We start from the raw sequence: 11,374 nt of genomic DNA, 5'->3' as shown, positions 1-11,374 counted from the left end.
AGGAGTTCAAGGATAAAAACCTTGAACTCCTTTTATATTAATTAGCGCATCGTTTATTTTCAGTATCAATGGACCATCCAATAATAGTGGCACAATCTCTACCTTTCCACTGTAGTACATTTGTTAATACTGGCTCAATCTGTAAGCAACTTCCGTCGTGCAATATTTCTACTAAAGATTGATCATCATCAAACCTTCGTTTATCACACTCTAAAATACCGTCCGTTGCCATTACAATGTGATTCATTCCTTTTTCTAATCCTCTTACACCTGACGTAAAGCAAGGTGTATTTGCTGCGAAAATATTTTTTCTACCAATATATTCGTAATTCTTCCGTTTATTTAATCGCCCTTTACCATTCTTCGTTTTCTCAGAATGGAATAAATATGCGAAACAATCACCAACTGATAGCCAATATAAAAATTCGCCTTTTCGTAAACAAATTAAACATGCAAGTTCCTCATCATCTTGATCACATTTTTCAATAAACAACTCATCTGTAAATAACGCTAATAAGTACATATGTGTATGATGAAAAGCTAAATGTATCGGGTAGGAAAATAACTCTTTTAATTTCTCTTTTCTTTCTGAAATTGCTTCTATTATATAATCAATATTTTTTGTTTTATGGTGTGTATCAAAAATCATAACAAATTCAAATTGTAATTCAGGATCCCACCAAGCAAGTACCGCATCTCCTCGTTCATATGCATCACTCTCTTGATTTCCCCCATATACGCCGACTGAAAGAGGACCACATTTTTCAACATGTATTTCATCTACATACATCTGTTCATGACTCATCCATTTGAATGTATTCACAGCTACCATCCTCTCTCTTGCTAAATGTATACCTTTACACATAGATTACCTTATATTTCAATAAAAATAAACTTTTTCAACATTTTTTATCCAAATAAAAGGATTTTATTTCTAAACTAACGAATATATCTTATTATACGATATAAAAATAGGGGGATTTATCATTATGAAAGACATCAATCAACATTGGGAAAGTATTTATTATCACTTACGATATGAATATGAAGACAACCTTTCCCACCAAGCCATTCGTATTTTACAAATCGTTTCTCGTGAGAAAGATATAACAATTGGAAAAGTCGCTACTGAGCTTAATCTCTCTCATAACACAGCGTCTGAACACGTAAAACGTCTTATTCAAAAAGGATTTATCATGAAAGAAAGAAACAAACAAGATGAAAGGGTTGTAAACCTTACTTTAACGAAAGAAGGAATTGAAGTATTAGAAAAGCATACTTTACTAGATAAAGAAAAAATAAAAATATTAGAATCACAGTTATCAAAAGAAGAACAACAATTAATCGAAAAAGCCTTTTCATTATTAGCGAAGGAGGCAAAGTATGCATTTCCTCGTTAAAGTAATCGTTTCCGCACTTATTATTGGCGTTATTACTGAAGTCGCTAAACATTATAGTACGATAGGCGGCTTTATTGCTGCCCTTCCACTCGTTAGTTTACTAAGCCTATTTTGGATTTCTGTCGAAGGTGGGAACAAACAAGAATTAAGTCAATTTGCTATAGGCGTATTATATGGATTTCCTGCATCCGCACTACTATTATTTATCGTCTATATTGGTCTAAAAAACTCTTTTTCACTTAGTACATCTGTCCTGTTCGGTATAGGTGTTTGGTGTATCGTTTTTGCTTGTCAAAAATTATTTCAAGCTTAATTAGGAGGGTTTATTATTTATAAATTTGTAGAGGTATTGGGGCAAACTATAGAAGTATATATAAAAGGAGGTAGTAAACAAACGGTAGTCATTCAAACCGGAATGACTTGCTCATTTTATGATTGGTTTCCTATTATAGAAAAGCTTTCACAGCACTTTACAGTCATTTCATACCATCGCCCAGATACTATCATTGAAGCCATTCACTCATTGTCCATAAAAAAAGGAAGCAACTGAAGTTGCTTCCTTACTTATCTATTCATAGTCTTCTTCGTCATCATCAACTTCTTCATAATACGAACTCCCATTGCTTACATATATAGGGCCATTCGCAACATCAATACGTAATACCCATGCCCATGGCACAGCTAAACGTTTATGTATTGCTCTCCAAAAGTCCATTGATTTTCTTTCGTACTCCTGGAACTCCTGAAGTAACTCTTTGTAGGAGGAACCGTCTAACTGAATATTTGCTTCTAGCAAACGAGAATGGGCATAGTACTGCAGCTCTAGTTCAGCAGCAATCTCCATTTCTTCTTCCGTTGCCATACCTATAATTGCTCCATCTGCTGGTGCGATTTCATATACGTTGTGAACTTCAATAAGCCCTTCTTTCTCTTTCTCAAACATGTAAACAGCCTCCTTTAACCAATATTTTTTATGTTACAAAGTCATACTTCTACAATACCTTCTCTCTTTCCTCTTTTTTTGATAAACTTTTACAAAATGTTTATCCGATGACCTGTTTTCTCTACTCTTTCAGCAGAGCTGAAACAATTATTATCAAAAGTTAATTTATACACATCAGGCATATGAAGGGTTCTCCAAAACTGAAAATCATATTTCGAATCAAAATAATTCATGAGTAATACCATAATATTCCCATGAGTACCTATTACAATATTCTTACCTTTATATTTTTTTAATATACTTTGCATACATATTACAGCACGTCTTTGTGCTACATCATTTGATTCTCCGCCTTCGTATGCAAAAGTCCAGTCTTCCCATACCTTCTGAAGAGCATTATTAAAATCCTGTACTGGTTCTTTACTTAATAGCCTTTCCCGTAAATCTTCTTCCAGTTGTATTGATAAATTATATGTATTCGCTATCCCTTGCACGGTTTGAATCGCCCTTTTGTACGGGCTAGAGATTACAATATCAATATGTTTATCTTTTAATAAACGTGTTACATTCTCTGCATCACAATGCCCTTTATCAGATAGAGGCCGTTCCCGTTCTTCTTTTGTATATGTAGAGTGGGCATGGCGAACGAAATATATTGTCGTCATTTTTCAACTTCCTTTCTTATTTTCAATTTATATTCAATGAGGTAAATAAGAAATCCTGTATCATAAAAAGAAAAGGACACTTTCTAAAAAGCGCCCTTGTTTACATAATAAAATTATTTCATTATAATTTCCTTCTAAACTCTTCATTTGTTACAGCGTCTTGAATAAAATAATCTATATTATTTCTCAATTTTTGGTATGCAACTTGATCTTCTATATCGTTAAACATAATTACAACTTCTACCTTATTCCCCTTCTTATCTGTAGTATATAGACTTTTTGTCAATACGAATGCGGTAGAGCCACCTTTTTGCCCAGCAAATTCTAACTTACTATTATTAACTGTTCCTTTGAAAATATTCTCGATTTCTTCTTGCATTGATTTCGGAAAATAATTTCTACTATTTATCTTTTCCATTATACTCATATAATCTTTAGCGTTTGCACCCACTAATCGATCCGACCAAATTCGCTGAAATTCCATATCTACTTTTAATGGAATATCCCGTTTTTTCCATTCTTCTTCATCTTTCATCCATTCATGTATTTGTAACACATGTTTATTATATTCATCCTTTGACATGTTACGTATCATTTCTAACGATTGATTTTCTGGCTCATGAAGCTCTTTTTCTACATACCCTCTCATATATAGTGAAGCAGTATACGAAGAGAACTTGTCATGACTAGTAAGCTCTAACTCTTTTATACTTTCATTTACTCTTTCTATTCCAAGCTTATCTAACAAATATGTTGTATTTGCATTAGAACTATAATGAATCATCCCTTTAGCGACTTCTTCTAAAGCGATCTGTCCATTTTTCACTAATTCTCTCGCTTTGGCATCTTCTAACCAGTCTGGATGCGCTCCACCATCAGTGTTTTTAACGTAATATTTTTCTAGCTCATGCAATGAAATTTGTTCATCTCGACTTATTTTTCCTTCTGACACTTGTTTAGCAAATTCAACAGCTATTACGATCTTTGCCGTACTCGCTAATGGCAATTTTACATTTTCATTTATAGATGTTAATACTTCCCCATTTTTTCTAATTAGTAATGAACATGTTTTATCATCTTTATGTTCTTTTATGTACTTTAATACATAATCAGGATCTTCTTTTGACAAATAGTACTTCATAATAACAAAGAAAGCTATAACGGCTACTATAATGACTCCTGCAACAATTCCTATAATCTTTAATATGTTCACAATATGCCCCCTCTAGAAATTCCCTTCTATATAATAATTATAACGAATTTAATTACAAAATTAAACAAAACAGAGTAACTCTTCCTAAAATAGAAAGAGTTACTCTATTTCACATGATGTTATTTGTCCGTTTAACGTAACGATTATATTTGAGTCGTGACTTTCTTTAACGCTATTTAGTCGATTTGAATTAGGAGGACCAATTACAACTGACTCCTTAATTGGCGAAAGGTCCTTTCCTAATTTTTCTGCACTTACACTGTATCGTATGAAAAACATGTATGTGCCTAATCATTCACATAACAAAAAAACATGCCTTCATGATGAGAGCATGTTTTGTGATATCCTTCACATTGTTTAGTTAAAAAATAAACGTTCACTTACCATGATGTAACATTAAATCACTTAATTCTTCTTCAATGTGATTTAATTTCGCAACGCATTCTTTCCATTTATGAATATAACGTGAAACCCCAACGAAAAATAAAACGATAATTGTAGAAAGAATAATACCATACACGATTGCTACAGTACTCATAGTTACACTTCCTTATAATTAGTAATGTTGTTATTAGTTATATTTTTATTATAAACCTTTTTCTTTTAAAATACTTCGATTTCAACTTTTTGTAACAAAATTGATTTTTCTAATATTTCGTTCATAAAAATGGCATATTTTTCACAAATTATACAAAACTTCACCATATGTACTATTACCATATGAGTTATATTGTTAAATAGGATAAAGTGAAATTTTAGTCAGTACGGGGTATCTATCCCACACTGATTATTAGCCCGCACCAACCATGATTTTACGGACCGTTACTGTGGGATAAAGGGGATGAAATACTATGACGACTTGGTTTATTGTTATGTTAGTTGTATTTGGAGCATTTAAAATTATCGTTTCTAGCCTTCCTAACTCTGTTATTGAATCTATTATTAGCAAGTACGAAACACATCCACAACTTGAAGAAGAGAATGTGACTATTACAATTCACGGAAATAACGTAGAAGGCGAACAGAAATCCAAAATTATTCATGATTTTAACGAAGGTTTATTTTTAGATCGCTATTATGCACCGCCACACAATGAGGGTACTCCTTTAATTATCAATGCAAAACGTGGCAAAAAAGATTTTACATTTTATATTTATAGTCATGAAGAGCATGTTGATGTTGTAAAGCAACATAAAAAGAAGGTCGTTGCTTATAGTTTACGCTCTAAAAACCTTCAAAATAATGATATGTTCGTGTCAGCTGATTTAGCTTAATACCCATATATAAAAGGAATCCATGGCATATGGATTCCTTTTTACTATTTATTGAAAAATAAGCTCTGTCTTCAAACTATCTTTCGGTAATAGCCATCCTTTTTGATCTAAACTCTGCATTAATAATTCTCTTTGTTCTTTTGCAATACTTTCCTCTTTTGTTTTAAACGAAACTTCTATTACGAAATCATCTTCTATCTTCCCTGTATTACTTAGTGGCCAAACTTCAATATTCGTTTTAATATTTTCAAATTCACCTGTATACCTCTTCATTAATACAGGACCATAAATACGAGAATTTTTGAGCATTTCTTCTCCCCAATTCGTATACAACCATTTGTTCATTTTCCCTGGCAATTTTTCTATTAACATGTTTTGAGCGGCTCGTTCGTTTGGTAAATCAAGTACTCCATATCCTTTAGCGCTGTAACTTTTCTTATTTGAAATACTTAATGTTTTCTTCTCAAATCCCCAATCTATTTCTGCCTCATAATTATCAGTTTTACTGTCAAATCCATCTTTTTTAGCTACTTCTAGTGCATCTTGAATTACGCCGTTTTGAATAGGGTATCTTTTTTTATATGTTAGCTCAAAATCTTTACTAAATTCTTTCTTTCGGATTCTGGCAAACCAGCCTTCATTACTTAAATTTTTATTTGCCGTATCTAAAAACTGTACTTGTATCCTTTCATAATTTGTACCAGCCTGGAAATGCTCTAGTACATCTTGTTTCATCTCTTTGTTAGGACCTAGTACTTGTTCTGGCTTTACTAATAACTTCACTTCAAAACTAGGTGTCATTGGACTAGCAGCAACCCCCTCCTTAACGTTATAAAGGAAGCAACAAAAGAAAATACTTACGAATACAAATACTCTTTTCATATACCTATCCCCTTTACATTTCAAATGACTTCTATACGTTCCATAGTAAGTGAATATACATTTTCATACCCTGCCGTGCTAAGCTTTTTCTGTAATCGATCCGTATCCTCTTTCAAAGCGTGTACTAACACCGTATGTTCTGGTGATAATGTATTTAACATCTCTTTCACATCTCTTATACTTTGGTGAACTTTGTATAGAACCCGTTTCACCCTACATTCTTTACCTACACGTTCTTTCAAAACTTTTTCTGCAAAACTCCCTTTAGCAATATGTCCAGTAAAGATAATGGAATTTCGTTCTTCATGCCGAATTTGTTCATAATATAACTGAGCTCGTTTCGTTTGCATATTCGCATCACTCATTACAACTATTCCATAACTATGTTGCGTACCGATGTCATCATCCATAACTATTACGTTTCTTTTTAAACTCTCCACTAGCTCTTCAAGTTCTTCATTATTTTTGATCCAATCTTTATATACGATCATCTCTTCGAATCCATCCAAAATTTCTTGATCTACTATAATGGGAAGTTCTTTATATTTTTCATATAAATACAATACGATATCTTGCGCTCTACCAAGCGGTGGCAACGGTAATACTGCTATTCCCTTCTTCCCCGCAACTCGTACAATTTCTGCACACAGTTCGGCTACTCGTTCATTTTGCGAAACATCATCAGTGTGATACGCGGCATCTACGATGGCAACTTTTATATCGCCACGCAATTTCTCAGGTAAATTAGCTCGTAGTATGTTAGACTCTGCTGAATAATCGCCAGAATAAAATACATATGTATGACTCATATCCACTAAAAACCAAACAGCGCCTAATACATGACCACTATAGCCCCATTGAAAGCGCAATGTAGGAGTAATTTGTATCCATTCATTTGGATTACTAATCTCATCAATATATACATAATTTAAATCTTTTATGTTTTGGTCACTATAAGGTACATTCCATCCTCGCGTCAGATTGTATTTTCTCCATTTTTCATAATAAGCTGGAAGTTGCTCCTTCGTATAACGAGTCGTCCAAATTTTTTTCTTATATCCATACTTCGCTAATAAAGGTAAACCCATCGTATGATCTTCATGAATATGCGATAAAAATACTGCATCTAAAAACGGTACAACTTCCCTCTCTATTTTTGGATAACTATCCTCATATGATCGATTAATACCACAATCAAATACTATTTTCGTCTCTTTATTTTTTACGAAGTAGCAGGAACGACCGTATTCTCCCGCTCCTCCCCATACTTCCATCCTCATCATGCTACCCCTTTTCGTTTTTCCTCCATATGTTGCAGAAGTAATAAACATATTGTTGTAAGTCCAACTGAAACGACAGCCATTGCCATTCCAATAGATACTTCTCCTTGTTCAAATTGAGCAAAAATAAATGTTGCTGACGTTTCTACTGATGGAGGTAGTACGAGAAGCGACGCTACTAACTCTCTTATCGAGATTGTAAATGTCATCGCCCACCCAGCAAGAATTCCCGGGATAATAAGAGGTAATATTATCTTTCTAAAAATATAAATATAATTTCCAGAAAAAATACTTCCTGCCTGTACTAGAGAATCATCAATTTGTCCAAGTGATGCTTTTACATACTGCACCGTATAAGGTAAAAAAAGAACAACGTACGTTACGATAACCATGACTGGCGTATTATAAATTGACAGGGGCATATAGGGTGAATTCCAAAATAAAATAAGCCCTACAACCATCACGATTCCTGGTACCATATTTGGTAACATACCGCACATATCAAGCCATTTTTCAGAGGACTTTTTCCCCTTTCGGATCATAAGCGCCAAAAACACTCCAATCATAACGGCAATAATCGCTGTTATAAGCGAAAAAAGAAAACTATTCCATAAAGCTTCTAATCCTGGAGATCCCATTGTAAATAATGCTTCATAATGGCTCGTTGTAAAGTTATTTAACTGTAAGCCGCCGCCTCTTAATTTTGATAATGAAGCAATCAGTATAGAAAAGTATGGGATTCCAATTGATACGATTAATAAACCAAATACATATCCCCATGCCACAACGCGTGTAAATATAGACAATGTATACCTTTTAGATTTCACACCTTTTCCACTAACCATTGCATATGAATATTTTCGATTTAATACATTTTGCATATACCAAATGAGCATACACGCGCTAAGTAATAAAGAAGACAATGCTGTTGCACTACTAAAATCAATCGGCCAACTCGAAATAAATTTATGAATTTCTGATGTTAACACATGAAATCCTATTCTTCGTCCGAATGTAGCCGGCGTTCCAAATTCTGCAATCGTCTTTACGAAAATGAGTAACGCACCCATTACATAACTTGATACTAATAGCGGCAATATGATCTTTCTTAAACGATAGAAAAATCTTCCACCATGAACTGCTGCTGCTTCTTCTTTACTACTCCCAATCTGAAGTAACGTATTTTTCAACATGAAATAAAGGAATGGGAATAAATGCAGACTCATAATTACAACCATACCTCCTAAACTAAAAAACGAAGATGAAATCGTCTTTAGCATCGGAAAAAACTGTTCGAAATAGCCGTTCGGTTGCATGAACAAAATCCAGCCCATTGACCCAATATACGGCGGTGTCATAAATGGGATCATAAAAACAACATCTAACTTGCTATACTTTCCAACATCTGTTTTGCTCATAATGAACGCTAATGGAAATGCAAATACGGTAGCTCCTATTACTACAAGTACACCGAGAAGCATCGAGTTTAGAAAAATCCCAGCTAATCCACCACTCTGCATGAGTTCAAAAGGCTTTAAAAAATTCCAACTGCTATTTTCATATACACTAGAAAATAAAATGAGAAAAAGCGGAATGACGATTAACATCGCCACAAGTAACAACGCTACCGTCATTCCAATTTGTCTTACTGAAACGAATCGATTTACCATGTAATCACCATCTTATTGGAATACTTTCTTAAATTGTTTTCCTATTTCATCTTGTTCTTTCTCCACTGTTTTCCAATCAATATTTAATACTGGAATTTCTTCCACATTTGGTCTATTTTCAGCTTTTATATCTGTTCTACCAGGCAATAAATATGCTTTAGAAATTTGTTTTTGCACATCATCTGATAATAAATAATCAATAAACTCTTTTGCACCTTCTACATTTTTACTATCCTTCATAATGCCTGCTGCGCGTGGACTAATGACTGTTCCGCTTTTTGGATATACGATATCAACTGGTTCACCCTTTGCTTTTGCACTGTACGTCATATAATCAACACCCGCAATGACCATATCTTTTGCACCTGTTACAACTGGATCTAATGCTTCTTGGTTTGCCCCGGCTACTGTAACTTCATTTTTCTTAAGCTGTTCAAATAAATTCCATCCATCTTTTCCATTCTTCTTCACATATCCTGTTACAAAGTCTAAAGCCGAACCTGAAAGTGCTGGATCTGGAAGATTCACCTTCCCTTTCCATTCTCCTTTTGTTATGTCGCTCCAATCTTCAGGTGCTGTCTTCACATTTTTTGTATTGTACACAATTCCTAATGCCGAAGCACTATACCCGAAATAATGCCCTTTATCATCCGACCATTCCGAACGAAGCTTATCAGCTTGTTTCGCTTCTTTATAAGCTAACGTTTGACCATCTTTCTTTAATCCTTCCATCGCTGGTAAAGAAGCAAGTACCACTACGTCAACGACTGGTTTTTTCTTTTCAGCTTCCATTCTCGCTAAAATTTTTCCAGTTGTCCCTTGAAACATTTCCACTTTTATACCCGTTTTCTTTTCAAAGTCCTTTTGAATTTTTTCTGCCAACCCTTTTGGTCCCGCACTATATACAACAATTTTCTTTTCATTCGTAGTTTTACTTTTTGCATCTGCATTACCTGTCTTTGAGCTACACCCTGTTACTACTGCAGAAAACAGTAAAGTACATACAAATAAAGACTTAAGCGAACTGAATTTCTTCATACGATTCTCCCCCTATATGATGAATACATTTTTTTGGCACATATAACGATACTGGTTTCCCAATGCTTAATTTACTATTGTGATAAGCTGTCCATATTCCAAGTGCACCCATGTTTACTTTCATTTCATACCGTTCTCCTACATATGTAACGTGCTGAATTTCACCTGTATACATTTCGCACAATTCTTTTTTTGTCCAGCTCACATGCTCTGGACGAATCATTTGTTTACCCTCTACAAGCCAATTTGCCTTACCAACAAATTTTGCAACAAATTCATGAGACGGTTTCACATAAATGTCTTCTGGTGTTCCTTTTTGTAATACCTCTCCTTGTTTCATTACAATAATTTGGTCTGACATTGACATAGCTTCTGTTTGATCGTGAGTAACATACAATGCCGTTAAACCGATCGAATGAACGATATCCATAAGCTCTAATCGCATTTCTTCTCGCAAAATGGCATCGAGTGCACTCAGCGGTTCATCAAACAAAATAAAATGTGGTTTTGTTACAATTGCTCTAGCAAATGCAACACGTTGCTGCTGTCCACCAGAGAGTTCATGCGGATATCTTTTCTCCATCCCTTGCAGGTGAACTCGCTTTATTGCATCTTCTACTTTTTCCTGTAATTGATTCGTTTGCCTTGTAGCCCTTAAACCAAATGCGACATTTTCAAATACAGTCATGTGTGGCCATAAAGCAAAATCTTGAAACACCATACCGATATTACGTTCATGAGGAGATGTTTTTATTTTTTTCGCACCCGAATACATGCACGTATCTCCGAAATATATTTCACCTTTATCTGGCTCCTCAAGTCCTGCAATCATTCTAAGTAAAGTCGTTTTCCCGCATCCCGAAGGCCCTAAAAGTGTGGTAAATTCACCTTGTTTCATGACAATTTGTAACGGCTTTAACGCCTGCGTTTTTCCAAATTTCTTTTCTAACCCACTAATTTTAATGTCCATCGTTTCACCTCTCTCCCCTCACTCTTAACCTGCTTTCAT

At 34.4% G+C, this 11,374-nt stretch carries 14 protein-coding genes and 2 pseudogenes; 4 read left to right on the top strand and 12 right to left on the bottom strand.

Annotation, left to right across the window (positions count from 1 at the left end; genetic code table 11):
* Positions 1-37: 37 nt before the first annotated feature.
* Positions 38-865, bottom strand: a complete 828-nt coding sequence (locus KZZ19_RS08515; RefSeq protein WP_088095901.1) for a protein phosphatase 2C domain-containing protein — start codon at positions 863-865, stop codon at positions 38-40.
* A 124-nt stretch (positions 866-989) separates the two neighbouring features.
* Between KZZ19_RS08515 and KZZ19_RS08510 the strand changes: the two genes are divergently transcribed.
* The 3 genes and pseudogenes from KZZ19_RS08510 to KZZ19_RS08500 all read left to right on the top strand — a co-directional run.
* Complete coding sequence (locus tag KZZ19_RS08510) at positions 990-1,400, top strand: MarR family winged helix-turn-helix transcriptional regulator (RefSeq protein ID WP_226545462.1); 411 nt, start codon at positions 990-992, stop codon at positions 1,398-1,400.
* Positions 1,384-1,713 carry a DUF3147 family protein gene (locus KZZ19_RS08505; protein ID WP_226545463.1) on the top strand — a complete coding sequence of 110 codons (330 nt, stop codon included), beginning with the start codon at positions 1,384-1,386 and terminating at the stop codon, positions 1,711-1,713. The genes KZZ19_RS08510 and KZZ19_RS08505 overlap by 17 nt, the downstream gene beginning before the upstream one ends.
* Positions 1,714-1,749: 36 nt before the next feature.
* Positions 1,750-1,896, top strand: a pseudogene (locus KZZ19_RS08500) (alpha/beta fold hydrolase); the annotation flags it as partial.
* A 72-nt stretch (positions 1,897-1,968) separates the two neighbouring features.
* Here the strand turns inward: KZZ19_RS08500 and KZZ19_RS08495 are convergent.
* The 6 genes and pseudogenes from KZZ19_RS08495 to KZZ19_RS08470 form a co-directional block, all read right to left on the bottom strand.
* Positions 1,969-2,343: a hypothetical protein gene (locus tag KZZ19_RS08495; protein WP_226545465.1), complete on the bottom strand. Its 375-nt coding sequence runs from the start codon at positions 2,341-2,343 to the stop codon at positions 1,969-1,971.
* Positions 2,344-2,432: 89 nt separating this feature from the next.
* The gene (locus tag KZZ19_RS08490; protein WP_226545466.1) at positions 2,433-3,008 is read right to left on the bottom strand and encodes a histidine phosphatase family protein; all 576 of its coding nucleotides are present in this window, start codon (positions 3,006-3,008) and stop codon (positions 2,433-2,435) included.
* A gap of 121 nt (positions 3,009-3,129) precedes the next feature.
* Positions 3,130-4,221 (bottom strand): serine hydrolase, encoded by a 1,092-nt coding sequence (locus KZZ19_RS08485; RefSeq protein ID WP_098342981.1) that lies wholly within the window; start codon positions 4,219-4,221, stop codon positions 3,130-3,132.
* 99 nt (positions 4,222-4,320) lie between these two features.
* Positions 4,321-4,488, bottom strand: a pseudogene (locus KZZ19_RS08480) (cupin domain-containing protein); the annotation flags it as partial.
* 109 nt (positions 4,489-4,597) lie between these two features.
* Entirely contained in the window at positions 4,598-4,759 is a 162-nt protein-coding gene (locus tag KZZ19_RS08475; protein WP_016088490.1) for a hypothetical protein, read from the bottom strand.
* Between the two features lie 65 nt (positions 4,760-4,824).
* On the bottom strand, positions 4,825-4,941 hold the full coding sequence (locus tag KZZ19_RS08470) for a hypothetical protein (RefSeq protein ID WP_002018064.1): 117 nt from the start codon (positions 4,939-4,941) through the stop codon (positions 4,825-4,827).
* A 131-nt stretch (positions 4,942-5,072) separates the two neighbouring features.
* Between KZZ19_RS08470 and KZZ19_RS08465 the strand changes: the two genes are divergently transcribed.
* Positions 5,073-5,495 (top strand): YfmQ family protein, encoded by a 423-nt coding sequence (locus KZZ19_RS08465; RefSeq protein ID WP_088095895.1) that lies wholly within the window; start codon positions 5,073-5,075, stop codon positions 5,493-5,495.
* Positions 5,496-5,543: 48 nt separating this feature from the next.
* On the opposite strand, the gene KZZ19_RS08460 is transcribed toward KZZ19_RS08465, so the two are convergent.
* The 5 genes from KZZ19_RS08460 to KZZ19_RS08440 are packed head-to-tail and all read right to left on the bottom strand — an operon-like array spanning position 5,544 to position 11,335.
* Entirely contained in the window at positions 5,544-6,377 is an 834-nt protein-coding gene (locus KZZ19_RS08460) for a hypothetical protein (protein WP_226545467.1), read from the bottom strand.
* Positions 6,378-6,397: 20 nt separating this feature from the next.
* Positions 6,398-7,660, bottom strand: coding sequence for an MBL fold metallo-hydrolase (locus KZZ19_RS08455; RefSeq protein ID WP_237982385.1), 1,263 nt, complete (start codon positions 7,658-7,660; stop codon positions 6,398-6,400).
* Positions 7,657-9,327: an ABC transporter permease gene (locus KZZ19_RS08450; protein WP_237982384.1), complete on the bottom strand. Its 1,671-nt coding sequence runs from the start codon at positions 9,325-9,327 to the stop codon at positions 7,657-7,659. Before KZZ19_RS08450 ends, KZZ19_RS08455 begins: the two co-directional genes overlap by 4 nt.
* A gap of 12 nt (positions 9,328-9,339) precedes the next feature.
* Positions 9,340-10,365, bottom strand: a complete 1,026-nt coding sequence (locus KZZ19_RS08445; RefSeq protein WP_000714691.1) for an ABC transporter substrate-binding protein — start codon at positions 10,363-10,365, stop codon at positions 9,340-9,342.
* Complete coding sequence (locus tag KZZ19_RS08440) at positions 10,343-11,335, bottom strand: ABC transporter ATP-binding protein (RefSeq protein ID WP_237982383.1); 993 nt, start codon at positions 11,333-11,335, stop codon at positions 10,343-10,345. The genes KZZ19_RS08445 and KZZ19_RS08440 overlap by 23 nt, the downstream gene beginning before the upstream one ends.
* Between the last annotated feature and the right edge of the window lie 39 nt (positions 11,336-11,374).

Source organism: Bacillus thuringiensis, assembly GCF_022095615.2.
GTDB classification, from domain to species: domain Bacteria; phylum Bacillota; class Bacilli; order Bacillales; family Bacillaceae_G; genus Bacillus_A; species Bacillus_A cereus_AG.
Note: the sequence above shows the minus strand (reverse complement) of the source record. Positions and strands in the feature narration are given on the sequence as shown.